Origin of the sequence: Silicimonas algicola, from assembly GCF_003148765.1 — a bacterium.
Lineage (GTDB): Bacteria > Pseudomonadota > Alphaproteobacteria > Rhodobacterales > Rhodobacteraceae > Silicimonas > Silicimonas algicola.
In genome coordinates this window covers 165,217-192,213 of sequence record NZ_QGGV01000007.1, presented here as the reverse complement: position 1 = coordinate 192,213, position 26,997 = coordinate 165,217, and the positions used below count along the sequence as shown (strand labels likewise).

26 protein-coding genes are annotated in these 26,997 nt (G+C 64.5%); 18 read left to right on the top strand and 8 right to left on the bottom strand.

The genetic code is table 11. The features are described from left to right. Positions 1–264 precede the first annotated feature (264 nt). The 5 genes from C8D95_RS15530 to C8D95_RS15510 all read left to right on the top strand — a co-directional run bounded on the left by C8D95_RS15530 (position 265) and on the right by C8D95_RS15510 (position 3,536). A complete protein-coding gene (locus tag C8D95_RS15530; protein WP_109760105.1) occupies positions 265–573 on the top strand; it encodes a hypothetical protein in 309 nt (102 codons plus the stop codon). Then, on the top strand, positions 570–914 hold the full coding sequence (locus C8D95_RS15525) for a hypothetical protein (protein WP_109760104.1): 345 nt from the start codon (positions 570–572) through the stop codon (positions 912–914). Before C8D95_RS15530 ends, C8D95_RS15525 begins: the two co-directional genes overlap by 4 nt. Positions 915–1,048: 134 nt before the next feature. Continuing rightward, entirely contained in the window at positions 1,049–1,819 is a 771-nt protein-coding gene (locus C8D95_RS15520; RefSeq protein WP_126918534.1) for a hypothetical protein, read from the top strand. Between the two features lie 88 nt (positions 1,820–1,907). After that, on the top strand, positions 1,908–2,660 hold the full coding sequence (locus C8D95_RS15515; RefSeq protein ID WP_206508501.1) for a transglutaminase-like domain-containing protein: 753 nt from the start codon (positions 1,908–1,910) through the stop codon (positions 2,658–2,660). Between the two features lie 342 nt (positions 2,661–3,002). Next, positions 3,003–3,536, top strand: coding sequence for a hypothetical protein (locus C8D95_RS15510; RefSeq protein WP_109760101.1), 534 nt, complete (start codon positions 3,003–3,005; stop codon positions 3,534–3,536). A 258-nt stretch (positions 3,537–3,794) separates the two neighbouring features. Here the strand turns inward: C8D95_RS15510 and C8D95_RS15505 are convergent, their stop codons facing one another. The 7 genes from C8D95_RS15505 to C8D95_RS15475 all read right to left on the bottom strand — a co-directional run bounded on the left by C8D95_RS15505 (position 3,795) and on the right by C8D95_RS15475 (position 12,730). Beyond that, positions 3,795–4,829, bottom strand: a complete 1,035-nt coding sequence (locus C8D95_RS15505) for a sodium:calcium antiporter (protein ID WP_109760100.1) — start codon at positions 4,827–4,829, stop codon at positions 3,795–3,797. Beyond that, on the bottom strand, positions 4,826–7,300 hold the full coding sequence (locus tag C8D95_RS15500) for a vitamin K epoxide reductase family protein (protein WP_109760099.1): 2,475 nt from the start codon (positions 7,298–7,300) through the stop codon (positions 4,826–4,828). Before C8D95_RS15500 ends, C8D95_RS15505 begins: the two co-directional genes overlap by 4 nt. Before the next feature lie 264 nt (positions 7,301–7,564). After that, the gene (locus tag C8D95_RS15495) at positions 7,565–8,638 is read right to left on the bottom strand and encodes a sn-glycerol-3-phosphate import ATP-binding protein UgpC (RefSeq protein WP_109760098.1); all 1,074 of its coding nucleotides are present in this window, start codon (positions 8,636–8,638) and stop codon (positions 7,565–7,567) included. Further along, positions 8,638–9,498, bottom strand: a complete 861-nt coding sequence (gene ugpE, locus C8D95_RS15490; protein ID WP_109760097.1) for a sn-glycerol-3-phosphate ABC transporter permease UgpE — start codon at positions 9,496–9,498, stop codon at positions 8,638–8,640. Before ugpE ends, C8D95_RS15495 begins: the two co-directional genes overlap by 1 nt. Beyond that, a complete protein-coding gene (gene ugpA / locus C8D95_RS15485; RefSeq protein ID WP_109760096.1) occupies positions 9,491–10,372 on the bottom strand; it encodes a sn-glycerol-3-phosphate ABC transporter permease UgpA in 882 nt (293 codons plus the stop codon). The genes ugpE and ugpA overlap by 8 nt, the downstream gene beginning before the upstream one ends. Before the next feature lie 42 nt (positions 10,373–10,414). Beyond that, a complete protein-coding gene (gene ugpB / locus C8D95_RS15480) occupies positions 10,415–11,725 on the bottom strand; it encodes a sn-glycerol-3-phosphate ABC transporter substrate-binding protein UgpB (RefSeq protein ID WP_109760095.1) in 1,311 nt (436 codons plus the stop codon). Positions 11,726–12,394: 669 nt separating this feature from the next. Beyond that, positions 12,395–12,730, bottom strand: a complete 336-nt coding sequence (locus C8D95_RS15475) for a hypothetical protein (protein ID WP_249033327.1) — start codon at positions 12,728–12,730, stop codon at positions 12,395–12,397. A gap of 291 nt (positions 12,731–13,021) precedes the next feature. Between C8D95_RS15475 and C8D95_RS15470 the strand changes: the two genes are divergently transcribed. From C8D95_RS15470 to C8D95_RS15445, 6 genes are all read left to right on the top strand, one after another. Continuing rightward, positions 13,022–13,864: a helix-turn-helix domain-containing protein gene (locus C8D95_RS15470; protein WP_282957639.1), complete on the top strand. Its 843-nt coding sequence runs from the start codon at positions 13,022–13,024 to the stop codon at positions 13,862–13,864. A gap of 135 nt (positions 13,865–13,999) precedes the next feature. Next, entirely contained in the window at positions 14,000–14,758 is a 759-nt protein-coding gene (locus C8D95_RS15465; RefSeq protein WP_241239836.1) for a hypothetical protein, read from the top strand. Between the two features lie 120 nt (positions 14,759–14,878). Further along, positions 14,879–15,976, top strand: a complete 1,098-nt coding sequence (locus C8D95_RS15460) for an MFS transporter (protein WP_164721608.1) — start codon at positions 14,879–14,881, stop codon at positions 15,974–15,976. Positions 15,977–16,113: 137 nt separating this feature from the next. After that, positions 16,114–17,127, top strand: coding sequence for a sensor histidine kinase (locus C8D95_RS15455; protein ID WP_109760092.1), 1,014 nt, complete (start codon positions 16,114–16,116; stop codon positions 17,125–17,127). After that, on the top strand, positions 17,124–17,477 hold the full coding sequence (locus C8D95_RS15450; protein WP_109760091.1) for a response regulator: 354 nt from the start codon (positions 17,124–17,126) through the stop codon (positions 17,475–17,477). Before C8D95_RS15455 ends, C8D95_RS15450 begins: the two co-directional genes overlap by 4 nt. Before the next feature lie 119 nt (positions 17,478–17,596). Then, positions 17,597–18,862, top strand: a complete 1,266-nt coding sequence (locus tag C8D95_RS15445) for a cation:proton antiporter (RefSeq protein WP_109760090.1) — start codon at positions 17,597–17,599, stop codon at positions 18,860–18,862. Between the two features lie 10 nt (positions 18,863–18,872). On the opposite strand, the gene C8D95_RS15440 is transcribed toward C8D95_RS15445, so the two are convergent. Further along, entirely contained in the window at positions 18,873–19,580 is a 708-nt protein-coding gene (locus C8D95_RS15440; protein WP_109760089.1) for a GntR family transcriptional regulator, read from the bottom strand. A gap of 90 nt (positions 19,581–19,670) precedes the next feature. Between C8D95_RS15440 and C8D95_RS15435 the strand changes: the two genes are divergently transcribed. The 7 genes from C8D95_RS15435 (at position 19,671) to C8D95_RS15405 (ending at position 26,964) form a co-directional block, all read left to right on the top strand. Next, positions 19,671–20,546: a fumarylacetoacetate hydrolase family protein gene (locus tag C8D95_RS15435; protein WP_109760088.1), complete on the top strand. Its 876-nt coding sequence runs from the start codon at positions 19,671–19,673 to the stop codon at positions 20,544–20,546. After that, the gene (locus C8D95_RS15430) at positions 20,546–21,841 is read left to right on the top strand and encodes a sigma-70 domain-containing protein (RefSeq protein ID WP_109760087.1); all 1,296 of its coding nucleotides are present in this window, start codon (positions 20,546–20,548) and stop codon (positions 21,839–21,841) included. Before C8D95_RS15435 ends, C8D95_RS15430 begins: the two co-directional genes overlap by 1 nt. A gap of 22 nt (positions 21,842–21,863) precedes the next feature. After that, the gene (locus C8D95_RS15425; RefSeq protein WP_109760086.1) at positions 21,864–22,841 is read left to right on the top strand and encodes an aldo/keto reductase; all 978 of its coding nucleotides are present in this window, start codon (positions 21,864–21,866) and stop codon (positions 22,839–22,841) included. A 28-nt stretch (positions 22,842–22,869) separates the two neighbouring features. Continuing rightward, positions 22,870–23,784, top strand: a complete 915-nt coding sequence (locus C8D95_RS15420) for an alpha/beta hydrolase (protein WP_109760085.1) — start codon at positions 22,870–22,872, stop codon at positions 23,782–23,784. A gap of 81 nt (positions 23,785–23,865) precedes the next feature. After that, positions 23,866–24,885, top strand: coding sequence for a tripartite tricarboxylate transporter substrate-binding protein (locus C8D95_RS15415; RefSeq protein WP_109760084.1), 1,020 nt, complete (start codon positions 23,866–23,868; stop codon positions 24,883–24,885). 67 nt (positions 24,886–24,952) lie between these two features. Next, on the top strand, positions 24,953–25,465 hold the full coding sequence (locus C8D95_RS15410) for a tripartite tricarboxylate transporter TctB family protein (RefSeq protein ID WP_109760083.1): 513 nt from the start codon (positions 24,953–24,955) through the stop codon (positions 25,463–25,465). Then, complete coding sequence (locus C8D95_RS15405; protein ID WP_109760082.1) at positions 25,456–26,964, top strand: tripartite tricarboxylate transporter permease; 1,509 nt, start codon at positions 25,456–25,458, stop codon at positions 26,962–26,964. The genes C8D95_RS15410 and C8D95_RS15405 overlap by 10 nt, the downstream gene beginning before the upstream one ends. The last annotated feature ends 33 nt before the right edge of the window (positions 26,965–26,997 follow it).

Genomic DNA, 26,997 nt, shown 5'->3' with positions numbered 1-26,997 from the left:
CGTGGGGACCACGAGCCGATGTCGCCGACCGTACTCGCGTCTCTGGCCCGGCGCCCTTACACAGGTCAGTCCCGCGTCCCTGGGGCAGCAAGGGCAGGCGCCGTGGAATGACGATCCGCGGAGGTAGCTAACCTGGGTCAGCACGCGGCGCGAGATATCGGCTTACAAGAGGAAATCGGTCAACCGCACTGGCCTGACAACGATCTCCTCTCCGACGAGGACGAACGAACGCCATGCCCTAATCGCGGAGGCTTTGACACGACCATGCGGTCTTCGACAGCGAAGGTAACTTTCTCCAGCCCGTTTTCCCTGCCAGGGATTTCTCGCGAACTCCCGGCCGGCGACTACGAGGTGGTTGTCGAGGAGGAACTCCTTCTGGGGCTCACTTTCGAGGCTTGGCGGCGGACTGCGACCTATCTGACGGTCAACGGCAGGGGCAAACACTCGGGACGCACCGAGTTGCACGCGATTTCCGACAGCGACCTGAACATGGCGCTGAAGCGGGATGCGGCCGTGAACCTGAACATCGACGACAGCGACACGGCAATTTCTTTGCAGGAGGACTCGAAATGAACACCCCCGAATGGCTCAAACCCGGCATCTATGGTGCGCTCTGTGGCGCGGTGCTGGTCGGTTTTGCCGGTTTCACGTGGGGCGGCTGGGTGACCGGCGGAACCGCGAATGAAAGGGCGATGAAGATGTCACGAAACGATGTCGTGGCGTCCATGGTTCCGGTTTGCCTCGAGATGGCCGGGTCCGATCCGGCACGGACAGAGAAGCTGGAAACGATCCGGGCCGCATCGAGATATCAGCAGCGCGATGCCGTCATGGCGGCGGGCTGGGCGACAGTCCCCGGAAGCGATGCACCGGACCGTGACATCGCGCAAGCCTGTCTCGCGGCCCTCGAGCTTTGAGCGAGGGACCGACATGCCGCGCCCCGTCACTCAGGCAGGAACGGACCGTGGGGCAGCTAGAAACTCTGCCTGCGTCCCCGTCAGATACAACCGATCCTGAAAGGCGCGTAGGCGGCGATAAACCAATGAGACATATGGCACGACTACTCTCTCAGCTGGTGTTTGTCGCTGGTGTGGCCGCGTTCTTGGCCTTTCCCGTCTCGGCGCAGGATGGCACCGGCCCGACGCCGCAGAACGCACAGCCGCGCGGCTATGGCGGCGGCTGGGACTGCGATCTCGGTTTCCGGGTAGAGGGCGCCGAATGCGTGGCTCTCGATATCCCCGAGCATGCCTATCCCACCGGGCGCGCCTATGGGACAGGCTGGGACTGCGCGCGCGGGTATGAGGACGTGAACGGAACGTCCTGCACGCCCATCCCGGTGCCCGATAATGCCTTCCTCCGGTCTTCCGGCTACGGCTGGCAGTGCGAACGCGGGTTTCGGGAAGAGCGCGACGTATGTGTGCCTATCGCTGTCCCCGAGTTCGCCTATCTGACAGACGAAGGCTCGGGGACGGGTTGGACCTGCGACCGCGGCTATACGGCTCTTGCGGGGAGTTGCCTGCCAATTGCAGTCCCAGCAAACGCCTACCTGACCAACTCGGATTTTGGCGCCGCTTGGGCTTGCGAGAGAGGCTTCGTCAAGATCGAAGACCGTTGCGACGCCATCATCTTGCCTGCCAACGCCTTTCTTGACCAGGCCTCCTATGGACCGGGCTGGAGCTGTGAGCGCGGATACGAGCCGCTTAACGGCGCCTGCGTTGTCATCGATCTGCCGGAGAATGCTTATCTCGACCGATCCGGCAACCAGTGGAGCTGCGATCTTGGATTTCAGCTTTCCGGCGCGGCATGCATCCTTGGAAGGTGAAAGCTGCAAGACGGTGCACGGGCGTGTGTCCGGCCTGCGCGTCAGCATAGGATGTCGTCTGCAATACAGCTTCCCGCAGCCGACGCCGCTGATCGCGCTGCTGAACGTCCACTATTCTCGCTTCGGCGATCTGGAGCGCGCCGACTATCTCGTCACGTCGCCGAGCGTGCCGCTCGAAAGCTACCGGGACGGCTTCGGCAACTGGTGTACGCGCCTTCTGGCTCCGGCGGGCGACTTCCGCCTGTCGACCGATGGAATCTTCCGCGACACGGGCCAGCCTGATCCCACATCCCCAGGCGCCTGGCAGCACGCGGTTCAAGATCTGCCTGCCGAGACGCTCGTGTTTCTGCAGGGAAGCCGGTATTGCGATACCGACCTCCTTTCCGAGGAAGCGTGGCGACGTTTCGAGATCACCGATCCCGGATGGTCACGCGTTCAGGCGATCTGCGATTTCGTGCAGGGGCATGTCCGCTTCGACTACATGCAGGCGAAGGCGACGCGCACCGCCTCGCAGACCCTTGCCGAGCGCCAAGGTGTCTGCCGCGATTATGCCCATCTTGCCATCGCCTTGTGCCGATGCATGAACATTCCGGCCCGCTACTGCACCGGATATCTGAGCGACATCGGTGAGCCTCTGCCGCATCCGCAAGGTGACTTCGCGGCGTGGATGGAGGTCTTTCTTGCCGGTGAATGGCACGTGTTCGACCCGCGGAACAACAAGCCGCGGTTCGCGAGAATTCTGATCGCGCGCGGCCGAGATGCCGCCGATGTCCCTTTGACCCAGACATTCGGGCAGAACACCTTGACGGAATTCAAGGTCTGGACGGATGAATTGGCCTGACTGACGCCTTGCGTCGCGTCGTTCCGTCGTAAATGGGCTCGCCAGTGCCTATGTACGTACTGCCGACGCCAAGCATCCGGGTCCGACACGGACCTTGAGTTGTCGCCGGCCAATCAAAGGATCGTGGACATGAACTTCAGGGACCTGACTGCCAGGGCTGTGGCCGCAATAAAGCGCAAGCCTGTCGAGAGCGCGAAGACCCCTCTCAAGGGGAAGGAATCCAGGGCCGCCGGCAACGAAGTGCCAGCGAAATCCAAGACATCCTGAGACTTGCACAGCCACGCACGCCATTCCCCGCGCGGACGCGGACCACATAAATCAGAAACGGAGAGGATGACGCCGATGGAAGATCTGACGAGCAAGACCGTTGCCGTGTTTTCCCGACCGTTCACCGTTCCAAGCTTTGCCGAGACGCTCCCGGCGGGAGAATACGAGATCGAAACGGAGCTGGCTTCACCTTCGGATCGACAGGATCCCGCAGCCTGGAAAGCCTCCGTCCTCGTGACGCTTCATCCCCGGATATCGCATCCCGGGCTTGCGCGGACATTGACCATTTCCCTTGCCGATCTGGACCATGCACGCGCCAGGGACAAACTGACGGGCAGGGCGCTGTCCGATTTCTTCCTGGATGAAATGCTGTCAGACCAGATGGTACGTCTGGTGATGAAGGCCGACGGCGTGTCCGAGGAACATCTGCGAAATCTCTACACAGCAGGCGGGACGCCAGACCCCGATCTTAAGGTGCCGACTTCGAAGACGACCACTCAAAGGGCGCGGGACGATGCCTCGATCCGGGCCGCGGAGAACGAAGGCATGCCTCCAAGACCGGCGACACGGTCGCCCTCGCGCAGTCGCAACGGGGCGGGACAGACCTGATGACGACCGAGGCCATCACCAAGGGTGCGGCGCAAGACATCGCGGCCTCGAGGGGCGTGATCGACGGACCCCGAGAGCGCCAATGCCTGCGATGCGGTGCATCGTTCTGGAGCGAAGGCTTCGGAGAGCGGATATGCCGTCGCTGCAAGGGGACAAACGCGTGGCGAAACGGCGTGCCTGTCAGCCCGGGCGCATCTCGCCGACGCTGATGCTCGAGGCCGTCGGATAAGCCACCTTCGACCGGGCAGATACCCTCTGTCATCGCAAGGTGAAAAGCAGGGCGATGCCGCTCAGGTAGACGACGGCCACGGCAATCGAATCGAAGCCGACGCCTGCCACGGCAGGGTCCCGCCGTTCTATGAGCCCCACCATGTAGATCGCGGTGACGAGGATCCCGAGGACGCCGGCGAGGATCGAAAAGCGGTCCATCTCGCCCAGGACGGCGGGACCGACATAGGCGAGGTCCACCAGGAGGATCAGCGCGATGTCGAAGAGGTTGGTGCCGAGGATGTCCGACACGGCCATGACATACCGCTTGAGCCGCATCGCGGCGATCACAGTCGAGACTTCGGGCAGCGACGTGGCCACCGCGACGAAGACAGCGCCGAAGAAGCTCTGGCCGAGGCCCGTGCCCTCGGCGAGCGTTTCGGCGGTCGACGCCAGAAGCCAACCGGCCGCGAAGATCGCCGCCGCCACTCCGACCGTATGCAGGATCAGGGTCGTGGTGCCGTAGTTCGGCGCCTCGACATCGGGCAGGTCTTCCGACGGGGGTTCGCCCACCACTTCCCAGTCCAGACCGCCCTCGGCTTGCGACAGCAGGCGCAGCGCGACGAGGAAGACCGCGAAGATTGCCCAACTCCACAGCCCTGCGCCAAGGACGGCCACGTCGCCGACCGCGACCGCGGCAACCACCATCGCCATCAGCACGACGCCCATCGATCCCTGAAGCAGGACCACCGGATCGGGCACCGCGCGCGTCAGGGCGCCACGGCGAAAGATGGCGTCGGCCAGCGCGAGGATCGCGACCTGCATGGTGAAGCCGCCCAGCAGGTTGTTGACCGCGAGAGGCCCGTTGCCCGCCAGTGCGGCGCTGCCTGCGACAGCGATTTCCGGCAGAGAGGTGACTCCGCCCAGAAGCAGCACGCCGATCGTGGCCTGGCCGATGCCGGTCCGCCGGGCAATCGCGTCGGCCAGCCGCGACAGCCGCGTCCCCGCGATCCACACTACGACTGCCGCGCCAAGAAACAGGGCAGCACTTGCCCAGAGTGGCAGGGTGCCGATCCAGCCGGTCACACGACCACGCGGGACCAACTCCCGTACTTGTTGCGGACAGGTCCGCGGGGCAGGCTCACGACCATCAGAGCCAGCCCGGCCAGGATGTCGGCGCCGCTTTGCAGCCAGGTGGCGTCCATCACGAAGGCGCAGATCACCAGTGCCGCGCCGAGGCAGACGTTGAGGAACCTCGCCGCGCGGATGCTTTCTGCCATGGCGGCGACGGCAATGGTCACCGCGAGGGCGCCGATCAGGTGATCGGTGTTCGCGAGCGCGCCTTCGGTCCCCAGGGTAAGGCGCGTGAACATCAGCCAGATCCCGATCGCGGCGCCGGCGGCCAGACCCCAGGTCGCGTTGACGCCGCCGCCCAGCATATCGCGGACGACCACGCCCGGCAGCCTCTCGAAGCTCTCGTCGACCCGCTCGTCAGGTCCGTCGTCCGTGTCGCCTGCCAGCAGGACGCGCAGGATCGGAGCGCCGGCGCGCTTGCGGCGGCCAACGAACTGGCAGGTCGCGATCAGCTCATCGACCGCGTAGGGAATCTGGACCAGCATCGCTGCGGCGGTGATGAGGCACAGCGTGCACCACGTCCCCAGCAGGATGGGCTGGATCACGATGAAGGTGATCGAGACCACGCCGAGAGGCACGATCATGATGCCGAAGATCAGCACCAGCCAGGGCATCGTCCGCCACCGCCGGGATGACCCGACGAGCCCGATCAGGATCTCCAGAAGATAGGTCAGCGCCCCCAGTCCCGCATCCGGCACAGGCCAGGCGCGCGATATGTCCGAGGTGATGATTTCCTCGGTGCCGGACCGCGGATCGTCCGGACTGCCGGCGAAGAACGGCTCCCACACGCCGTCGACGTGGCCCAGCTGGTACGCAGCCAGGTAGCGCGAGACGAAGAGACCAACGAAGGCGAGGGCGATGACAGGTATCCGCTGCGTCCAGTCGGATGGCGAATAGTCCCAGCCCGGCGGGATTGTGGGTCCTGTGGTCGCAGCCATCGTGCCCACGCCCGGCGCGGGCCGGGTGCAGACCGCAAGAGCAAAGATCACGGCCCCGGCCAGCGTGCCGTTCAGGTAGGCGGCTGCGCTCTCGGTCCAGAAGACCAGGGGCGCCGTCATGATCCATGCCGCCACCGCCGCCACGCCCCACCGCACGAGCGCCGCGCGCCAGGACAGCGCCAGGAAGCTTAACACCATGACCAGCAGGCCCGAGACGACATCGCTGATCGTCATGCCGGTCTGTCCGGCGTAACCGAGAAGGAGGGGCGCGGTGATCATCCATGCGCCAAGACCGATGTTGAGGAACTGCGCCCACAAGTTCCGGGCGTGGGCCGCCCGGAACTCCGTCTCGTGCCGCAGCCGAAGGTCTTCGGGATTGCCGCGGTCCTCCGCCTCTTGCAGCCACGGCGGCTTGGTCAGCCCGTTGGCGTCGTACCACCCCGCCGGATCGGACTTGAGCGCGGCGATCATCGCGGGCAACTCCTCGCGCAGGCTGTGGCGCGGGGTCCAACCCAGGAGATCCTCGGCCCGCGAGATGTCGAGCTCGTAGTGGTCGTCCGCCATGCGCACCATGAACGGCTTGATGAAGGGTTCCTCGCCCTGGTCGAAATCGTCCGGCACGACTGGCTCCGCCTTCTGCTGGAGCCATGCCCCGGCCGCCGCGATCGGCTTCGGGACCGACAGCGTCTTCCAGTCCTCGGTGCCGTGGATCAGAGAGGCGATGCGTCTCTGAAGCGCGTCGTACCCCATGGCCTCGCGTTCGCCGATCAGGATCGTCACCTCTTCGGGCAGCTCCGCCCGGCGGTCGACGGTGCGCACGAAGGCCTCCAGCATGTCGTCCTTGTGCAGGAAGGACTGGCCGGTCGATAGGTCGCCGGAATAGGCGTGGGACTTCGGGTTGCGTTCGTAGATCCGCCGGATCTGTTCGGCCAGCGTCGGGACCGCGGTCTGTTCGTCGTAGAGGCCCGCAAGGTGCAGCAGCGCATAGGGGATCGTCCCGTGCTCCTCTCGGATCACGTCCTCGGTCCGCGCCTTCGAGGCGGGATAGGCCCAGCCGGGCTCGACGGGCGTGTCCTCGGTGATCGGGATTCCTGGCGCGCCGGGGCGGTGCACCAGCATGGTGCCGGAATAGACGAACCTCCCCACCCGGAAGCGCTGCAATCCACGCAGCAGGTTACGCGTGCCCTCCACGTTGACCTTCTCGTAGAGCGGGTTCTCCTCGCCGGAAAAGTCGAAAAAGGCGGCCAGATGGATCACGGCGGCAAGACGGTCGCCGTGCGTCCGGCGGATCTCGTCAAGCGCTTTATCGACTGATGAGCCGTCGGTTATGTCGAACGCCACGATGCCGTCGGCCTCTTCCAGATCGAGGCCAATCACCCGATAGCCATCGCTCAATCGCCGCGTCAGCGCCGAGCCGAGACTGCCCGCCGCCCCGGTGATGAGCACGAGGGGGCGTTCCGTGCTGTCCGCGTCCTCCGTCAGCATATCACGGCGACGATCCGGAATTGCCTCTGTGTACAGCCATGCCGTCGGTCCTTCTGCTTTCGCAGGGCCAACAACGCCGGTCACGACTGGTTCCTGTCGGAGCCGAGTTGGGTCACTGACTCGGCTTGGCTACGGTCGACCTGTTACTGACGATGAAGCCATGGATTGCCCAGCTGTCGTGCTGTGGCCTGCGCCGTTATCTTAAGGGATTTGGAGGCACGGGACGTAGGGTCACGGTCTCGCCGTCATCGCCTCCGCCAGCGATCACGCTTCGGCAATGCGCCGTTCGGTGGCCGCGTCGAAGACATGGGCCTTTCCCGGTTCGACCATCAACGACACTCGTTCGCCCTCGGCGGGACGGTCATGGCCGGGGACGCGGAACACGATGGCATCCGCATCGCCGTCACCCAGCGTGGCGTGAACGAAGGCGTCGGCGCCGAGCGTCTCGACCGCGAGGACCCGCACGCTCAAGCTACCCTCGGCGTCGAGCGGGGCAGGCATGAGATGCTCGGGCCTTATGCCCAGGATCACGCTTCCCTCACTCACGCCGGCGGGGGCAGGGAGTTGGCTGCCGTCGGCCAGATGCAGATGACCGCCTTCGATCCGGGCCGGAAAGAAGTTCATCGCGGGCGATCCGATGAAGCCCGCGACGAAGACGTTGGCGGGATTGTCGTAAATCTCCATGGGCGTCGCGATCTGCTCGGCCACGCCCTTGTTCATCACGATCAGCCGGTCGGCCAGCGTCATCGCCTCGACCTGGTCGTGGGTGACATAAAGCGACGTCGTGGCCACCCGGCGCTGAAGGTCCTTTATCTGGAGACGCATCGAAACCCGCAGCTTGGCGTCGAGGTTCGAGAGCGGTTCGTCGAAGAGAAACGCCGAGGGTTCGCGCACCAGCGCCCGGCCCATGGCGACGCGCTGGCGCTGTCCGCCCGAGAGTTGACGCGGTTTGCGGTCCAGAAGGGTTGTCAGGCCCAGCATCTCGGCGGCCTTGCCCACGCGCGCCTTCAGGTCGTCGCCCTTTATCCCGGCGATGCGCAGCCCGTAGGCCATGTTGTCGAAGACCGACATGTGCGGGTAGAGCGCATAGTTCTGGAACACCATCGCGATGTCGCGCTCGCGCGGTTCCAGCTTGTTCACCTCGCGCCCGCCGATGTCGATAGTGCCCCTCGTGATCTCCTCGAGCCCCGCCACCATCCGCAACAGCGTGGACTTGCCGCAGCCGGACGGCCCGACGATCACCACGAATTCACCGTCTTCGACGTCGATCGAGACGCCGTGGATGACCTCGGTCTTGCCGTAGCTCTTGCGGACGTCATTGAGGCTGAGAGTCGCCATTACTTCTCCGTCTCCACGAGGCCCTTCACGAACCACCTTTGCATCAGGACGACGATCAGCACGGGCGGCAGGATCGCCAGGACGCAGGTCACCATGACAAGGTCCCAGGGCGTGTCGGCATCCGCGAACGAGATCATCTTCCTCAGCGCGATGACGATGGTGTTCATCGAGTTGGAGTTCGTGACCAGAAGCGGCCAGAGGTACTGCGTCCAGCCGTAGATGAAGAGGATAACGAAAAGCGCCGCGATGTTCGTGGCCGACAATGGCAGGAGGATGTCCTTGAAGAACCGCCAGGGCCCCGCGCCGTCGACGCGGGCGGCCTCGAACAACTCGTTCGGGATCGTCATGAAGAACTGCCGGAACAGCAGCGTCGCCGTGGCGGAAGCGATGAGAGGCAGGATCAGCCCGGCGTAGGTATCGATCAGCCCGAGATCGACCATGACCTTGTAGGTCGGCAGGATCCTGACCTCCACGGGAAGCATCAGCGTGATGAAGATCAGCCAGAAGCACACCATCCGCAGCGGGAACCTGAAGAAGACGATGGCATAGGCCGACGCCATCGAGATGACGATCTTCCCGAAGGCGATGCCGAGCGCCACGATCGTCGTGTTCAGCAGAAGCCGGTCGACGCCCACGCCGCCAATCCGGTTGATGCCGCCCGACACCGCCTCGCGGTAGTTCTCGATTGTCTCGGGGCCCGGCAGCATCGGAAGCGGGGGGTTCAGGATCGTCCTCAGCGAATGGGTCGAGGCGACCGTGACGTAGTAGATCGGGAAGGCGACGATCACGCAGCCGAGGATCAGAAGAACGTGCGCCAGCGTCAGGCTGCGCCGCGATGTGCCGACGAGACCTTCAGCCATAGTGCACCTTCCTCTCGATGTACTTGAACTGGAACGCCGTCAGGCAGATCACCAGCACCATCAGCATCACCGATTGCGCGGCCGAGGAGCCAAGGAGCAGGTTCACGAAGCCGTCGTTGTAGACCTTGTAGACCAGCGTCTCGGTCGATTTGCCCGGTCCGCCGGACGTTACCGCGTGGATGATGCCGAAGGTGTCGAAGAGCGCGTAGACGGTGTTGACGACGAGGAGGAAGAAGGTCGTCGGCGCAAGCAGCGGGAAGACGATCGTCCAGAACCGTCGCACCGGGCCCGCGCCGTCGATGGCCGAGGCCTCGATCAGGCTTTTCGGAATCGCCTGCAGCCCTGCGACGAAGAAGAGAAAGTTGTACGAGATCTGCTTCCAACTCGCCGCCGCGACGACAAGGCCCATGGCCTGGCTGCTGTTCAGCAGCGGATCCCACCTGATGCCGAGCGCGCGCGGGATGGCGGCGAGCGTGCCGAACGAGGGATTGAACATGAAGAGCCACAGCATCCCCGCGATGGCGGGAGCTACCGCGTAGGGCCAGATCATGAGCGTCCGATAGAAGCCGCGGCCACGGACGACCTTCTCGGCCTGTACCGCTAGGAGGAGCGCGATGGCCATCGAGAACCCGGCCGTCAGCAGCGAGAAGACGACCGTCACCTGCGCGGCATTGAGGTACGCCGGGTCGGCCAGCACGTTGCGGAAGTTGGCGAGCCCCACGAACGTCGAGCGGAGACCGAAGGGATCCTCGCGCAGCACCGACTGGTAGAGCGCCTGCACCGCCGGCCAATAGAAGAAGATGGCGCTGATCGCGAGTTGCGGCGCGATCAGCAGCAGGGGCAGCCAGAAATGGGGAAAGGTCGCGCGGTTCATGGGGCAGGGACCGGGCCGCCCCGAAGGACGGCCCGGAAAGCCTTACATGTTGCCATAGGCTTCCTTGATGGCAGCGTTGCCGCGCTCGACGATGGCGTCCATCGTCGTCTGCGCGTCCTGATCGCCGGCCAGCATCTTCTCGAACTCCTCGTTCGCGATGTCGCGGACCTGCGGCAGGTTCGGCAGACGGACGCCCCTCGAGTTGGCGGTCGGCTCCTTGCCCATCATCTGCGTGATCGGCGTCTCGCGCCCCGGATTCTCGTCGTAGAAGGTCGACGACTTGGTGGCCTCATAGGCTTCCATCGTCACCGGGAGATAGCCCGAGGTCTGGTGCAGGTAGGTCTGCACGTCGGTTTGCGAGAGGTAGTCGAAGAAGGCGGCAACGCCCTTGTAGGTCTCCTCGGACTTGTCGCCGAAGACCCAGAGCGAGGCGCCGCCAGGGATCGTGTTCTGCGGTCCGCCGGCATCCGAGTCGTAGGGAAGCTGCGCGATGCCGTAGTTCATCCCCGACTTCACGATGTCGCCCAGACCACCCGACGATTCGGTGAAGATGCCGCATTCGCCGGCGAGGAAGATCTGCTTCGCCTCGGACGTACGGCCGCCGTACTTGAAGGTGCCATCCTTGGCGAGGTCGGCAAGCATTTGGAAGTGGTTCACGAAGATGGGGGCGTTCAACTGCAGTTCTGGCACGCCCCCTTCCGCGAGACCGTTCTCGAACGTGGCATAGGGCACGTCGTTCCAGGCCGCGAAGTTCTCGAGGTGAATCCAGGTCAGCCAGGTCGAGGTATAGCCGCAGGGTGCCGCACCCGATTCCTTGATCGTCTTCGCCATCTCCCAGACCTCGTTCCAGGTCTCGGGCGGATCATTGGGGTCGAGGCCCGCCGCTTCGAAGATGTCCTTGTTGATGTAGGTGATCGGCGAGGACGAATTGTACGGGAACGACAGCATCGTCCCGTCCGGCTTCGAGTAGTAGGCGACGATGCCTGGCAGGTACTGCGACTTGTCGAACTCGTAGCCGTTCTCGCTGAGAACCTCGGCGACGGGTTTCATCGCGCCTTCGGCCCCCATCATCACGCCCGTTCCGACGTCGAACACCTGCATGATGTCGGGTGCCTGGCCGGCGCGGAAAGCGGCGATGCCGGCATTCAGCGTCTCGGGGTAGGTGCCCTTGAAGGACGGTGTGACCTTGTAGTCGGACTGGCTTGCGTTGAAGTCGCTCGCGATCTTCTCGACGACCTCGGCGTTCGCGCCGGTCATCGCGTGCCACCAGCTGATCTCGGTCTGGGCCAGCGCCGGAAGCGCGGGAAGTGCGAAACTCGCCACCGCCGCGGCGATCAGATTTCGTCTGTGCATGTCTTTCTCCCTATTGTGCGAAGTGCCGTGGGGCGCCGTTTAACGGCGTCTTGTAACAGTCAGATTGAAGGTGTGCCGGACCCTGTTCGGATCCGGACGGGCCGGGCGCAGACGCCTCGGATTGATGCGGCCATCCTGCGAACTCGCGATCGGGGATTCAAGCGCAAAGCGGCGGCCGCGTCGCCCGTCCGGCGGCAGAGTGCGCAGGTCTTGCCGGGTGCCGGACAACGGCACGGGCCGGAGCTGTAGGCCGGACTGCACGGCGCAGGCGCAATCGCACCGCCCAAAATTATGCCGACAATGCAGGTGCATTGTCGGCATTTTCTTCAGGTAATTATCGAAATCGACGGAAACTCTGTCGAACCGTCACTCGCAACCCACTTACTCACGCACACACTCGACGTCCAGACAGGCGCGATCTTAATAGCTCGCGAATGTCGTCTCTTGGCAAACTCGGAACAGCTACACTCGTTACGTCAGGTTACCCACAGCACTCGTCTAACGGCCTGACCTTGCTTCAGGCAGCGATTCACAACAATTCCCTAAAAATTTGACGTAACGGGGTGATTTATTTTACCGCGTTGGATGAAATATCATCCAGTGGGCAGCCGTCCGCCTCAAAGGGCGTACCCGAGGGCTGCAACGAGAGGGGCGATGAACGAGAAGGCTCTACGCCGCGGCGGTACACGCCAGCGTGACGGCGCGCGACAGCGCTTCATCCGGACTGCGGACCGGGTGACCTGCCGCGCATACCTGTCTTCGCCCTGGACCGACCTCGAAAACTGCGGAAACATAGACCCCCGACGCGACTTCGGTCGCGCAGGGCACCCATTTGCCACCGGGTCCTTCGACCTTCTTCCCAAGGCGGACATTGATCGAGCCCGGCGGTGGACCCGAGAGCATGACGGAAGAATCGAGAAGCTTGGAAATGTTCATGGCAGCGTCCTTCGCCGCCCGAATTTTCAAGGTCATCTTGTCCAAAAGATGGCCGCGGTCGGGCACCATGACGCTCAATCCCACGCATTAGAAACATTCAGTTTCCGGCCTGGCGCGGATCGGTGTCTTGGGGCGCCGTCTTCAGCGGAAATGCGGGCCGAGGCGGGGCTGCGCGACGACGGTGGTCTGCCGGAGACAGAGAGCAATATTCTTAAAATGGCTAAGGTTCTGCCTTCACTTGATCTTGTGCACCTGCGACCTCTCTCAGCGCTCGTTGTTGACGAGTGACCTGCGTGCGTGACCGAACCCATCGGAGTTGTCTTGTATCAGACGAAGAATAACGCTGACGTCACCGTCGCCATGCTGCGTGCCTTCGTATGCATGAGTCGCACCCTGAACCTCTCGAAGACATGCGAGGAGTTGGGCGCGACGCGGCAGACCGTGCGCCGTCACCTGACCGACCTGGAAAGCATCAAGGGCGAGCGCCTGTTCGAGGTGGTCGACCGCCAGTATCGCCTGACCGCGCACGGCGCCGCGTCGCTCGAGGGCGCCAAGTCGCTTCTGCTGCACCTCGATACCTGGTCGGGCCAATCCACGCTGAGCAAGGAATTCTCCGGCGGCCTTGAGTCCAGCCGCTACGTGGACGGCGACGGCAAGGAGTTCTTCTCCCAGCAACACCCCGTCTCGAAGATCGCGATGGAAGGTCTGCCTCTCGTCAAGAAGGCACTCGTCGCCTGGGGCACGGCCGAGACGCGGATCGAGCACGAGGCAATGGACGCGATCCGTCCCTACATCGTGCTCTACCGGAAGGGCCCCGCAGGCTGGGTGTTCGTCGAGGTGGGCCAGGAATCGGCCTACGCGAGGTGGTTCGGTTGGGCCTGGTCCCGAAGCGCCATCGGCAAGCTCCTGAACGAGGACAACGTCGGAGACGAATTCAACGAGTTCATCGCCGGCGCCTACTCCCGCATCTACGAAGAGGGCGGGGTGCGCCTCGATCATCTCTACGCTTATCTTCCGAGGGACGGCAGCGATCCCTTGCCCGTCACCTTCCAGCGTCTGCTCCTCGGCTGCGTGTTCCCGGACGGCACGCCTGGGTTGAGCGTGCTTGCCGTCATCACGAGCAAGGTCGAGATCGACGCACTCAAGGACGAGGATCGGCCGATCCTCTCGGACGAATTGGTCATGGATACACTTCCAATCTGATCCGGGCACCGGCAATGCCTCGCGACCGTGCAACACTCCCAAACCGCGATTTCAAGAATGCGGCAAAAAACGTGCACAAATGTGACTTCTTGATGTTAGCTTGGCCGACGGAAACGACCGATTCAGGAAGCCGAAATGTCGCCTCGCAATCTCTTCGACACGATCATGTGTGTGTCGCGCATCCTTCGCGAACTCGAAGACGCAGGCATGCGTGTCGAGGTCGGCGACGACTTCTCGACCTACCGGGCCCATCGCACCGCGCAGGCCGACCGGAATCCGATGTATCCCATGTTCGACGTCGCCAGTTCCTACATCGACGGCTCGAACGGCTTCTGGATTTGCGGCTTCGATCAGTCGGGCAAGCTGATCCATACCCAGGCGGTGCGGCTTCTCGATCTGACGGGCGTATCGCTCGGTAACCATCTCGACGTTCACCGCCACAAGTATATCACGCCCGACACGACGCCCGATCCCGACCTTACCTTTTACTCAGGTCCCGATGCTCTTGCCACGATTACGGGCAGGGTCTGCTATCATGGAGAGTTCTGGCTTCCCGCGCGGGGCCTGGGTGGACCGCGCAGCCAGGGGGCCACGACGCTGCTGTCGCGAATCCTGTTCGAGATCATGGTCAAGAGCTGGGCGCCCGATTACGCCTTCGCGCTCGTGCCGAAGCAGTTGGCGGCAAAAGGGGCACACCTTCGCTACGGCTATTCTCACTGTGAGCCGGGCAAGTGGATCGGCCCGGACAAGCAGGTGACCGACGAAGACCACCTTATCTGGATGAGCGCCAAGGACATGACCAACGCCCTGGCGCGCGAGCCGCAGTCGCTTCAGTACGCGGATCAGGTCTCCTCCATCAGGGCAAGCCTCTCGGCCATCGACTCCAAGGGGTGATCCCGATTGACGATATCCAACAATATCGTCACACATGCCGGAACCCAACACATTGGCTCGATGACTGTATCAACCCCCAAGGCAATTATCGGTCCGATTGCAGTAAGCGTCGCCTTCGTGATGGAGCTGACGCTTGTTCCGCTATTGCTGCCGGAAATTCAGAATGAATTCGGGCTTTCGCTCAGCCAGATGGCGTGGGTGTTCAACTCTTACGGGATCGCCGTAGCCGTCGGCGTCCTGATCGGCGGATGGCTGGGGGACGTCGGCAACGCCAACCGAATCTTCGGCATTGGCGTGCTTTTCTTCGCGACCGGCTCGATGCTCGTCGCCTTTGCGGGCAGCTACGAAGCTCTCACGGCCGCGCGCGCCCTGCAGGGGCTTGGGGGCGGCATATTCTCTCCTCTCATCCCCATCCTGCTGACGCGGGCGTCGCCACGCCAGCCCGGCAAAGTCCTGATCGTATGGGGAAGTGTCGCAGGATATGTCGCGTCCGCCGCGCCGTTCTTCTACAGCAGCGTGCTGAACGGTCACCGCTGGAACCTGGCGTTCATCATCCTCGCCGTCATCTCGCTCGTCGCGCTGGCGATCGTCCTCGTCTCGCGTCCGCCCGACGCGCAGTCGCCCTCTGCGCCCGCGATTCCGCGATACACCCGTCTTCTGCGCGCCCCGGAGCTCTGGATCGTTTTCGGCTACGTCTTCTGCACCTATGGGGCGATCACCTACTACCTCTTCCGGTTGCCGCTGTGGCTGGCCGAGCAGGAGGTTCAGGTGGTCAGCATCGGTCTCAACCTCTCCATCCTGTGGTTGAGTTTTTCCATTGTGAGCACGCTGCTCAGGAATTGGGTCGACGAACCGCGCCTGAAAGGCATTATGCTTGCTGCTCCGCTTTTTGTCGCGGCCGGATTTCCGCTGGCCTATCTGTGCAATAGCGCGGTCTGCCTCATCGTGGCGTCGGCTCTCCTCGGCACCGGACTGGCGTGCAGCAATGCGCCGTCGACGCAGCTTGTCCTCAAGTTTGCGCCGCGGGGGATGAGCGCCATCTCGGCCAGTCTCGACATCACCTTCGCACGACTGGGGGGGGTGATGACGGTCGCATTCCTGGCGCAGACCACGTTCGGCGCATCCGTACTGGTGATGATCGCCATGTGCCTGGCGGCCCTCATTTTCGCCGTGGCCGCGACACGGCGCCTGGACGACTTCGAGCAGGTGACGGCCTGACGTCTCCGTCTCGGCGGAGGAAGGATAGGTTTACCGGGGAGCCTGAGGAAAGCCGCTGACGTCCAGCAACGAGACTTTACCTTGCTTCGGACCCAGCTACCTTCCCTCAAGTTGCATCAAATAAGTCAGGCCAAACAATGGTCGACAACAATCTTGAGGCGCCTTGGCACCTCGACAAGCGTGCTCATGACATCATCAATGCCACGGTGGCATTCGCAGCGATCTTGTCGCCAGGCGGAGCGACGCTGGATGTCAGCAAGAACGCTCTCGACGCGGCCGGCATCTCGCTGACCGATATCGTCGACCGAAGGTTCTGGGAGGGATATTGGTTCGGCCACGATCCCGCCCTTCAAGCCAGGTTGCGCGATGTCGTCGAGCGCGGGGCCCGAGGCGAGACAAGCCGGTTCGACATCGAGGTGCGTGTCCGGGGTGACAGACGGCTCATCGTGGATTTCCAGATCGCCCCTTTGCGCGACGAGAACGGGAGGGTCACCGAACTGATCGCCTCGGGGTTCGACGTCTCCGAAAGGGAGAGACAGAAGGAAAACCTCAACAGCGCCCTGCGGGAGACGAGCCACCGCATCAAGAACATCCTGTCGACGCTGTCCGCCATGGGGCGGATGACGCTGATCCACGGCAAGGGCGACCTGTTTGACGGTTTCCTCAAGCGCCTTGACGCCCTAGCAGCAGTTCACTCGATTTTCGGAGACGGCTCGAAGATTTCGTCTGCCCCCTTCGACGCCATCACGCGCCAGGTGCTGAACCCCTTCCTGCACGGTCACGAGAAGGTGGAAGTTATCAGCGGAAAGAAGCGGATCCTCCGGGACCAGGCGAAGCAGCTTGGTCTCTGCATCCACGAACTCGCGACCAACTCGTCGAAGCACGGCGCCCTGCACGACGGCGGGACCCTTTCGGTTTCCTTCACGGACCCGGACGGAGACGGTGTAACGCACTTTTCCTGGTCGGAAACTCATGCACCCAAGGACACTGGCTCATACACGGAAGGCTTCGGGCTCCCCTACGTCCGAAACGCTTTGCGCTCCTTGCTGATGGGCGAACCGGTCATAGAGATGCAGAGCGACCGTTTTCAGATCTTGGTCGACGGCCCGGCTCCGCACATCTTTGAACCGCTCGAAGGGCCAGGACGATGAGAGTCCTGATCTGCGAGGACAACGCTCTGATCGCCATGGACCTGCGCGAGATGGTCGAAGAGGCGGGACATGAGGCCGTGGGCACCGCCACGACGTCCGACATCTGTTTCGACCGCGCTCAAGCCATGCGAGCCGACATCGTGCTGGTCGATCTCAATCTCGCAGACGGACGCACCGGCCCGGTCCTCGTCAAGCGGCTGGCGGGCGAAGGCATTCCGTCCATCGTCGTCTCGGGAGAACTCGACTACCTTCCCGAGGACCACGGCGCCTTGGCGCTTCTCGAAAAGCCCGTGTCCTATGTATCGCTGAGGGACACGCTCAGCCGCCATGACAGGAGCGCGAAGACCTGAGTCGAACCCTCCTTTCCGCCCTCCGAGAAGACCCCCAGCACCGCCGTCCCACCTGGAGCGAAGAAGACCCTCCGTGGGGACTGGCGGACGGGCGTCTTCCGGGGTCTATCTGAGTGACAATGGAAGACACGCCCTTCTTCGAGATCAGCGCCTACCACGTCACCCTCGTGTGCGTGGGGCTCGTCATCATCCTCGCCTTGTGGACGCCGAGACTGGTGTCCCGCCGGGAGCCCGCGGCCGCACCCCTGATGATCCTCTTCGGGGCGGCTGCCAGCTATGCGCTCGCGCCCTTTCCGATCCTGCCCGACCCGCGCCAGTCGCCGGCGCCGTGGGAACTGGCCAGCGAGCTGACCGTCATCGTGGCGCTGTTCGGTACGGGGCTCAGGATCGATTCTCTGACGCCAGGTCGACGGTGGATCCCGACCATTCGCCTTCTCGCCATCACCATGCCTCTGACCATCTTCGCCGTGGCCTTCCTCGGATGGGCCTTTGCCGGCATGACGCTTGCAGGCGCCATCCTTCTCGGTGCGGTCCTCGCCCCGACGGATCCCGTTCTCGCCTTGGACGTTCAGGTCGGGCCCCCCCAGGAGGGCTCCGAGCATCCGGTGCGCTACACGCTGACGACCGAGGCGGCGCTGAACGACGGGCTTGCATTCCCCTTCGTCTATCTCGGCCTGATGATAGCGGCGGGGGCGATGACGGCCGAAAGCTTCGTCCTCGAATGGCTGGCGCTCGACGTAGTCTACCGCATCGCCGTCGGCGTCGCGACCGGCTGGCTGGGGGCAAGAGCACTTGGCTTCGTCCTGTTCCGCCTTCCTGGCGGCGCACCGCTCGCCGAGACCGGGTCCGGCATCGTGGCGCTTGCCGGTGTGTTCCTCTGTTACGGCTCGACCGAGATCGTCGAGGGCTACGGCTTCATCGCCGTCGCGGTTCTGGGCCTGACGCTTCGGCGGATCGAGGAGCATCACGACTTCCATCGCCGTCTCCACGATTTCTCGGACACCATCGAGCACGCGCTGACGGCCGGGCTTCTCGTCGCGCTCGGATCGATCCTGCCGGCGCTGCTGATGGATGCGACCTGGACGCTCGTCCTGATCGCGGTGGTGCTTCTCGTTGTCATCCGCCCGCTCTGCGGCTGGGTAGCGCTTATGGGCACCGACCTTGTCCGCAACGACCGGGCCATCGTCTCGATCTACGGGGTGCGCGGCATCGGTTCGATCTATTACCTGTGTTATGCGGCCAGCCATATCGAGTTCATCGACGAGGCGCCGCTCTGGTCGCTTGTCGCCATCGTCATCCTGATGTCGACGATGCTGCATGGCTTCAGCGTCGCCTGGGCCATCGACCAGGTGTCGGACGAAGAAGCCAAGGCGTCGGACGGCTGAGGGGCGGACTTCAGGCGCCGGCCAGCAGCGTTGCCGTCTTCCGGAAATGCTGCGCGATCAGCGCCGAGGCCCGATCCGCGTCCCGGTTCAGAACCGCCGTCGCAATGTCGGCGTGTTCGTGGACAAGGTCGCGGTCGGCGCGCCGCAGCGCGACCGATGCCAGACGATAGCGCTCGACCTGCTCGTTCAGCCGGCCCCGCAACGTCAGCAGCCAGCGCGATCCGCAGGCGGCGACCGTGGCGGCGTGGAAGGCGCTGTTCGCGGCCTCCCAGTCGGACAGCGCGACCTCTCCCGACGCGATCAGCGCCACGTCCTTCTTGTTGAGCTGGTAGGCCGTCGCCGCGACCTGCGACTCCCAGGCATCGTCGCCGTGCTCGATCGACAGCCGCAGCGCCTGCTCCTCGATGGCCACCCGGGCGATGGTGAGGTCCGTGAACTCGTCCATGCTCAGGGGGGCGACCGCGAAGCCCTTGTTCCCGCTTGCATGGACCAGGCCCGCCGCGCAGAGGCGCTGCAACGCCTCGCGAAGAGGAGTGGGCCCCACGCCATAGAGCCGGGACAACCTTTCGATCCTCAGTCGCTCCTCGGGGGCAAGGGCACCCGAGATGATGTCGCGCCGGATGGCGAAATAGGCCGCTTCGGTCAGGGTCTCGCCCGGAGCGGGAGAAATGGGGCGTGCGGAATCGTCGGAGGTGAGGGGGGGCGAAATCTGCTCCATGGCGCGATCATCCAGTCTCGTTGCCGAGTTGACAAGCAATACTCCATATGATCGCATGAATTATCGACAAAATGAAAGTGAATCGATAAAGTGAAGCTCGTAACCTTCCTCCACCGCGACACGGTCAAGGCCGGCTTCATCGACGGCGAAGACGTTGTCGTCTGCGCCGAAGGCCCGTCCGCCGACACCGCCGTCCTTGATCTGATCGCCTCGGGCGACGAGGGCGTCTCTCGCTGGAACGGCATGGCCGGATCGGCAGACCGTCTCCCCCTGAAGGACGTCCGCCTCCTGCCTCCGATGCCGCGCCTCGTGCGCGACGTGATCTGCGTCGGCAAGAACTACCACGCGCACGCCAAGGAATTTCACAACTCGGGCTTCGACTCCTCCGGCAAGGAAGAGACGCCGACCGTTCCCGTGATCTTCACCAAGGCGATGACCGGTCTCATCGGTCCCGGCGAAGCGATCCGCTCCGAGGTCGATCCGACCGGCACCATCGACTTCGAAGGCGAATTGGGCGTCGTGATCGGCAAGAAGGCCGCACGCGTTTCGAAGGAAGACGCGATGGACTATGTCTTCGGCTTCGTCATCGTGAACGACATGACCTCGCGCGAGCTTCAGCGCCGCCACAGCCAGTGGACCATCGGCAAGGGCCTCGACACCTTCTGCCCCATGGGTCCCTGGATCGCGACGGCGGACGAGATGCCGGACCTGCCGGGCGTCATGCTCCAGACCTTCGTCAACGGAGAGGAGCGGCAGCGCGCGACCATGGCAGACCTGATCTTCGACATCCCGACGATCATCGAAACGCTGACCGCCACCGGCACCCTGTTGCCCGGCGACGTGATCGCGACGGGCACGCCCGCGGGCGTCGGCATCGGCTTCAACCCGCCGCGCTACCTCAAGGCCGGCGACAGCGTGAAGATCGAGATCACGAACCTCGGCGTCCTCGAAAACCCGGTGGCTTGATGAACTTGCCCGCCTCCCAGCCAGCCGCCGCGCCCCTCGCAAAGGGGGTGCGGCGACTCGGGGGGATCGACGACATGGCGGGTGGCGGACAGGTGACGGTCGAGGGCGACTTCGCCTACGTCGGCCACATGAAGTCGCCGCACGGGACGTCGATCGTCGACATCTCGGACCCGCGCGCGCCAAAGGTCGTGGCCGCCATCACGCTGCCCGACGACACCTCGCACACCCACAAGGTCCGCGTGACGGGCGACATCATGGTCGTCAACGTCGAACAGGCCGACCGCCATTTCCGTCGCCGGGCCGCGCGCATCGGCGCCGAGACCGAAACCCTATCGGCCGATCTCGGCCGCGCCCCGACCGAGGCCGAACTGGCCGAAAGGCTCGGCATCCCCGAAGCACGCATGGAAGACCTGCGCCGCCACGCCACGATCCCCTACGAGGACGGCGGCTTCCGCGTCTACGACATCCGCGACAAGTCGAACCCGCGCCTCCTGGCCCACCACCGCACCGGCGGGATCGGCGTTCACCGCTTCGACCTCGACGAGCGCTACGCCTGGATTTCGACCGAGATGGAGGGCTATCGCGGCAACATCCTCGTCGCCTACGACCTCTCCGATCCCTCGCATCCCGTCGAGGCGGGCCGCTGGTCGGCCCCCGGCCAGAACGTCGCGGCGGGGGAAGTGCCGGACTGGCCCGGTCAGACGTACCGCCTTCACCACGGGCTGAGGTTCGGCGACGAGGTCTGGGCGGCCTGGTGGCACGAGGGCTTTCGCGTCCTCGACGTGTCCGACCCCTCCGCCATGCGCGAGGTCGGCTACTGGCCGCATCCGAAGGCCTTCCCCGAGCCCCTGCACACCGCCATGCCTCTGCCCGGCACCTTCGATGGCCGCCGCTACGCGCTGGCGATAGACGAGGAACACGACCACCGACCCGGCACGCCGCACGCCTTTATCTGGGTCCTCGACGTGACCGACCTGTCGGCGATCGAACCGGTCGCGACCTTCGAGGTAAGTGAGCTGGACAGCCCCTGGAGCCGCGCGGGCCTCCGCTTCGGCGCACACCAGTTTGCCGAACGGCCGTCTGCCTCGCCCATGCCGGTGGCTTGGTTCGCGGGCGGGATCAGGATGCTCGACCTCAGCGATCCGACGCGACCGTCCGAGATCGGGCACTACATTCCGGAACCGAGGGGCGGCGCCGCGGCTCCTCAGACCAACGACGTCGACGTGGACGGGCGCGGCTTTGTCCACGCCATCGACCGGCTCTGCGGCTACGACATCCTGGAGCCCGCGATGTGACCGCGGCAAGGGGAGGGGACGAATGAGAACGACCAAACTCGGCGGACTTGAGGTGCCCAGCATCGGCCTCGGCTGCATGGGCATGTCGACGGCCTACGGCACCAAGGACGACCCAGAGTCCACGCGTGCCATACATCGCGCCCTCGACCTGGGCGTGACGCTTCTCGACACAGCCGACGTCTATGGCAACGGTCACGGCGAACGCCTGATCGGCGAAGCGCTGAAGGACCGGCGTCGCGATGCCATCATCGCCACGAAGGTCGGAAACCTTGGGCGCGCGGCGAAGCCCCGCACCGTCGACGGCAGCCCCGAACACATCACCGCGGGCTGCGACGCAAGCCTCGAGCGCCTCGGCGTCGAGACCATCGACCTCTACTACCTTCACCGCGTCGACCCCGACGTGCCAATCGAGGACAGCGTCGGCGCGATGTCCCGGCTGGTCGAAGCGGGCAAGGTGCGCCACATCGGCCTCTCAGAAGCCGGTTCCGACACACTGCGCCGTGCGGCCAAGGTCCATCCAATTGCGGCCCTCCAGTCCGAATGGTCGCTCTGGTCGCGCGACGTCGAGAGCGCCATCGTCGACACCTGCCGCGAACTTGGCATCGGGTTCGTCGCCTACGCGCCCCTCGGTCGCGGGTTCCTGACCGGGACGATCCCCGACGTCGATACCCTCATCCCCGAGGATCGCCGCCGCGACCATCCGCGCTTTGACCCCGACAACATCGCGCAGAACCTGCCCCTGATCGACGCGCTTCGCAGCGTCGCGGAGCGCCACGGCGCGACCCCCGCACAGGTGGCCATCGCATGGGTCCTGTCGCGCGGCGAGGACGTGGCGACGATCCCCGGTGCCAAGAAGGTAAAGTGGGTCGAGGAGAACGCGAACGCCGCAGACCTCGAATTGACGGATTCCGACTTCGCTGACCTCGGCCAGGCTTTTGCGCCCGGCGCGGCGGCAGGCACGCGGTATCCCGAAAAGCAGATGGCGAAGCTCGGCATCTGATTGACAGACACGAAGGACGGAGAAACGAATGGACCAAATCGCCGAGATCAAGGGCACCGAGCACTGGGCCGAAAAGGGCGACGCCAAGCTCTTCATGTGGCGCAAGACCCTGTCCGGGTCAGCGCCGCGCGGCGTCGCGCTGTTTGTGCACGGCTCGTCGATGGCGTCGCAGCCGACCTTCGATCTCCAGGTGCCGGGGCGGCCGTTCTCGTCCGCGATGGATTACTTCGCGTCGAAGGGCTTTGACTGCTGGTGCGTCGACATGGAGGGCTATGGCCGCTCCACCAAGGATCGGGGCACCCGCGCGACGATCTCTGACGGTGGCGACGACCTCGAGGCGGCCGACAAGGTGATCCGTGCCATCTCGGGCGATGGCCCCATGTGCGTCTACGGCATCTCGTCGGGCGCGCTCCGCGCCGCGACCTTCGCCGAGCGCCAGCCGGCCCGTGTCGCGCGCCTCGCTCTCGACGCCTATGTCTGGACGGGCAAGGGCAGCCCGACACTGCAGGAGCGGGCGAAAAAGCTCGACTTCTTCAAGGCCAACGACCGCCGCCCGATCGACCGCGCCTTCGTCCACTCGATCTTCAACCGCGATCACGCCGGCACCGCCGACGACAAGGTGGTCGACGCCTTCGCCGATGCGATCCTCGCCCTCGACGACTCGATGCCGACCGGCACCTACACCGACATGTGCGCGCACCTGCCGCTGAACGATCCGAAGAAGCTGACCATGCCGACCATCGTCATGCGCGGCGAATACGACGGCATCGCCAGCATGGAGGATCTGCTCGATTTCTTCGGCCGGCTTCCGCACCCCGACAAGCAGTTCACGGTGATGCAGGGCATCGCTCACGCCTCGTTCCAGCAGCTCAACTACATGACGGTCTACGACGTCCTGCTCGACTTCTGGACGCGCACGCCGCCGGTCTACACCGGCCACTGACGACCCGGCTCGTCCGGGAGACGACGAGACGCGCACCCGAGGAGGATTGGGCTCGCGGATAAACCAAGGAGGAGAACCAAGATGCATCGCACAAAATCGCGCCTTCTCGCGCCAAGCCGCCGGGGCTTCCTGGGCGGCGCAGGCGGCCTGATCGGCGCCACCGCGCTGAGCGGATCCCGCGCCTTCGCCCAAGGCCAGTTTCCCGAGCGGAACCTGTCGGTGACGATCCCGACCGCCGAAGGCGGCGGGGCCGACCGTGACGCCCGCGTCTTCGCCAGCGTGTGGAAGGACCACATCGGCGTCGACCTCGAGTACGAATACTACCCCGGCGCCGCCGGTCAGGTGGGCTACGAGTTCTACCTCGACAAGGAACCGAACGCCTACAACCTGCTGTTCGCCAACCTCGGCCCCGAAGTCATCATGATGGTGACGCAGGACACCGGCATCGAGGTCGGCCAGGACATCGTCTACATCCAGCAGACCTCGTCCGAGCCGATGGCGATCTGGGTCGGTGCCGAAAGCCCCATCCAGACGCTGCAGGAGCTTGTCGATCTCTCGATGACCCGTCCGGTCACCGTCTCGACCTCGCGCCTGCCGCACCCCGGGTCCATCGGCGTCCTGTCGCTGGCCGAAGCCACCGGCGGACAATTCACCCTGGTGCCCTATGGCGGCGGCAACCCGACCGCGATGGCGGCGATCACGCAGGAGGTGGACGCCAGCGTCCTTCCCTTCGCCAACCCGATCGCGCTCGCCGACCAGGCCCGCGTTCTCGGCGTCTTCGCCGAGACCAACGTGGCTCCGGCCGAAAGCGGCGACGCGCCGACGGTCAACCAGGCCCTGGGGACGTCGATCCCCAACTTCGACAGCTCGCGCGCCTGGGGTGTCCACAAGGCGGCCTACGACCAGTTCCCCGACCGCATCGCGATCCTGAAGGAGACGATGCAGGCAACGCTGGAAGATCCGGCCTACGCCGAGGCCGTCAAGGCGGCAGGCCTTCCGACTGCTTTCATCGATGCGGGCGACGAAGCCGTGGCGATGGCGACGGCGGCCTCGATGAAGGAACTGGCGACCAAGTATCGCGACCTTCTGTCGGGCGCCTGATCGCACGACGTATCGCGGCCCGGACGATCCGGGCCGCGTTCCATCCCCTGTTGAGGTCGAAACTCCGATGAAGCCTCCCGAAAAAGGATCGCGCCGCACGTTCGGGGCCGACCTGATCCTTCCGGTCGCAGCCTCTCTCTATGCGGTCTACTACGTCGCCTCCGTGTGGGATTTCCCGCCCGAAGCGCAGCGGAGCGGCCTCGTCCTGGCAAGCCTCCTGCTGTTCCTGACGACGATCTACTTCATCCGCACCGCCCTTCGCGCGTCGAGCGGGAAGTGGGACTTCGAGATCGCGTCGATCCTCGGACCCCGCGAGGGCCGCACGAACCGCCTGATCTTCTTCGGGCTGGTCCTTGGCTATGGCGTCGTGGCGCCCTGGGGCGGCTTCACCCTGACCACGTTCATCTTCCTCGCCGCAGGCAGCTACGTTTCGGGCCTGCGCCCCCTGCGGAAGGCCATCGTCTTCGCGGCCGTCACCGCCATCGCGGGTTGGCTCTTCTTCATCGTCCTTCTCGGAACGCGTTTCCCCGAGGGTCCGTTCGAGCAACTCGTCTCCTGGATCGTATCGTCATGGAACTAGACGCCGCCGGCCTCACGACCCTACTGCTGCACTCGCTGTCGATGTGGTGGGTCATCATACCCGCCGTCGTCGTCGGCATCGTCATGGGCGCGATTCCAGGCTTCGCGGCGCACAACACGATCATCATGCTCTTGCCGCTGACGCTCGCCTTCGACGTCGACGTGGCGCTGACGTTCATGGTGGCGCTCTACTGCGCCAGCCACCTCGGTGGAGGCATCCCCGCCATCCTTCTGAACATCCCCGGCACGGGCGGCGCGGCCGCGACGACACTCGACGGCTATCCGATGGCGCAGAAAGGGCAGGCCGCAAAGGCCCTGGCCCTCAGCTTCGTCGCCTCGGTGATGGGCGGTCTCGTCACCTCGCTGGTGACGCTCTTCCTGCTCCAGTACCTCGCGCGGGTCGGCTTCTACGTCCGCTCGGTCGAGATGGTCGTCATCATGCTCTTCGGTCTCGCCCTGATCGCCGCCATCGCGGCCGAGGACATGCTGAAAGGCCTGATCGCGGGCGCCTTCGGCCTAATGCTGGGCGCCATGGGGGCGGACCACATCTACGCCACCCCGCGCGGCACCTTCGGAATGCTCGAGCTTTTCGACGGCGTCCCCCTCGTGCCCGCTCTTGTCGGTCTCTTCGCCATATCCGAAGCCCTCGTGATGCTTGAATCGAGGGGCGGGTCGGCCAAGGTCTCGGCGGGCGTGACGCCGACGTGGAAAGAGACCTTCCACAATATCTTCAGTTCCTTCCGGCACTGGTGGCTGACGATCTGGACCGGCATGGTGGGCCTTCTGATCGGGGTCCTGCCAGGGGCGGGCGCCTCCATCGCCGCTTTCGTCGCCTACCAGCAGGCCCAGACCTTCTCGCGCCACCCCGAAAAGTTCGGCACCGGCTGCGAAGAGGGCGTCGTGGCGCCCGAATCCGCGAACAACGGCGTCACCACTGGCACGCTGGTCCCGCTCCTGGCGATCGGCATCCCCGGGGGCAGTACGGCGGCGGTGATGATGATCGTGCTCCAGTACCACGGCGTGCCCTTCGGCCCGCGCCTCTTCATGACCGAGCCGCTGCTGGCCTACGGCATCATCATGTCGATGTTCGTCTCCTACGTGCTGATGCTCTTCACCGTCTTCCCGATGGCGCGCTACCTCTCGACCATCACGACGGTGCCAAGCTGCTATATGGCGCCCGTCATCATCGCCTTCACGCTGATCGGCGCCTTCGCCCCCCGGACGTTCCTTTTCGACATCGGCATCGCCATCGCCTTCGGCGTGATCGGCTATGTCGCGCGGAAGACCGGCTATCACGTCGCCGCCATCCTGATCGGCGTGATCCTCGGCCCGCTCCTCGAGAAGTCATTCCTTCTCTCGATGCGCATCTCCGGCAACGATCCGACGGTGCTCTTCTCGTCGAACATCTCGAAAGTCCTCTGGGTTCTGCTGATCCTGACGCTGACACTTCCGGCCATCATGTCGCGGATCAAGCGTCGCCGAACGGAAAGCCTGACATAGAAGCAGGTCTATCGGGCCGGTCCACAGTGGCCG

Bases quoted from the DNA above. Each gene is read 5' to 3' on its own strand.
- C8D95_RS15530 (WP_109760105.1), top strand. From the start codon at position 265: ATGCGGTCTTCGACAGCGAAGGTAACTTTCTCCAGCCCGTTTTCCCTG.
- C8D95_RS15525 (WP_109760104.1), top strand. From the start codon at position 570: ATGAACACCCCCGAATGGCTCAAACCCGGCATCTATGGTGCGCTCTGT.
- C8D95_RS15520 (WP_126918534.1), top strand. From the start codon at position 1,049: ATGGCACGACTACTCTCTCAGCTGGTGTTTGTCGCTGGTGTGGCCGCG.
- C8D95_RS15510 (WP_109760101.1), top strand. From the start codon at position 3,003: ATGGAAGATCTGACGAGCAAGACCGTTGCCGTGTTTTCCCGACCGTTC.
- C8D95_RS15500 (WP_109760099.1), bottom strand. From the start codon at position 7,300: ATGCTGACGGAGGACGCGGACAGCACGGAACGCCCCCTCGTGCTCATC.
- C8D95_RS15495 (WP_109760098.1), bottom strand. From the start codon at position 8,638: ATGGCGACTCTCAGCCTCAATGACGTCCGCAAGAGCTACGGCAAGACC.
- ugpE (WP_109760097.1), bottom strand. From the start codon at position 9,498: ATGGCTGAAGGTCTCGTCGGCACATCGCGGCGCAGCCTGACGCTGGCG.
- ugpA (WP_109760096.1), bottom strand. From the start codon at position 10,372: ATGAACCGCGCGACCTTTCCCCATTTCTGGCTGCCCCTGCTGCTGATC.
- ugpB (WP_109760095.1), bottom strand. From the start codon at position 11,725: ATGCACAGACGAAATCTGATCGCCGCGGCGGTGGCGAGTTTCGCACTT.
- C8D95_RS15475 (WP_249033327.1), bottom strand. From the start codon at position 12,730: ATGGTGCCCGACCGCGGCCATCTTTTGGACAAGATGACCTTGAAAATT.
- C8D95_RS15470 (WP_282957639.1), top strand. From the start codon at position 13,022: ATGCTGCGTGCCTTCGTATGCATGAGTCGCACCCTGAACCTCTCGAAG.
- C8D95_RS15465 (WP_241239836.1), top strand. From the start codon at position 14,000: ATGTCGCCTCGCAATCTCTTCGACACGATCATGTGTGTGTCGCGCATC.
- C8D95_RS15460 (WP_164721608.1), top strand. From the start codon at position 14,879: ATGGAGCTGACGCTTGTTCCGCTATTGCTGCCGGAAATTCAGAATGAA.
- C8D95_RS15455 (WP_109760092.1), top strand. From the start codon at position 16,114: ATGGTCGACAACAATCTTGAGGCGCCTTGGCACCTCGACAAGCGTGCT.
- C8D95_RS15450 (WP_109760091.1), top strand. From the start codon at position 17,124: ATGAGAGTCCTGATCTGCGAGGACAACGCTCTGATCGCCATGGACCTG.
- C8D95_RS15445 (WP_109760090.1), top strand. From the start codon at position 17,597: ATGGAAGACACGCCCTTCTTCGAGATCAGCGCCTACCACGTCACCCTC.
- C8D95_RS15440 (WP_109760089.1), bottom strand. From the start codon at position 19,580: ATGGAGCAGATTTCGCCCCCCCTCACCTCCGACGATTCCGCACGCCCC.
- C8D95_RS15430 (WP_109760087.1), top strand. From the start codon at position 20,546: ATGAACTTGCCCGCCTCCCAGCCAGCCGCCGCGCCCCTCGCAAAGGGG.
- C8D95_RS15425 (WP_109760086.1), top strand. From the start codon at position 21,864: ATGAGAACGACCAAACTCGGCGGACTTGAGGTGCCCAGCATCGGCCTC.
- C8D95_RS15420 (WP_109760085.1), top strand. From the start codon at position 22,870: ATGGACCAAATCGCCGAGATCAAGGGCACCGAGCACTGGGCCGAAAAG.
- C8D95_RS15415 (WP_109760084.1), top strand. From the start codon at position 23,866: ATGCATCGCACAAAATCGCGCCTTCTCGCGCCAAGCCGCCGGGGCTTC.
- C8D95_RS15410 (WP_109760083.1), top strand. From the start codon at position 24,953: ATGAAGCCTCCCGAAAAAGGATCGCGCCGCACGTTCGGGGCCGACCTG.
- C8D95_RS15405 (WP_109760082.1), top strand. From the start codon at position 25,456: ATGGAACTAGACGCCGCCGGCCTCACGACCCTACTGCTGCACTCGCTG.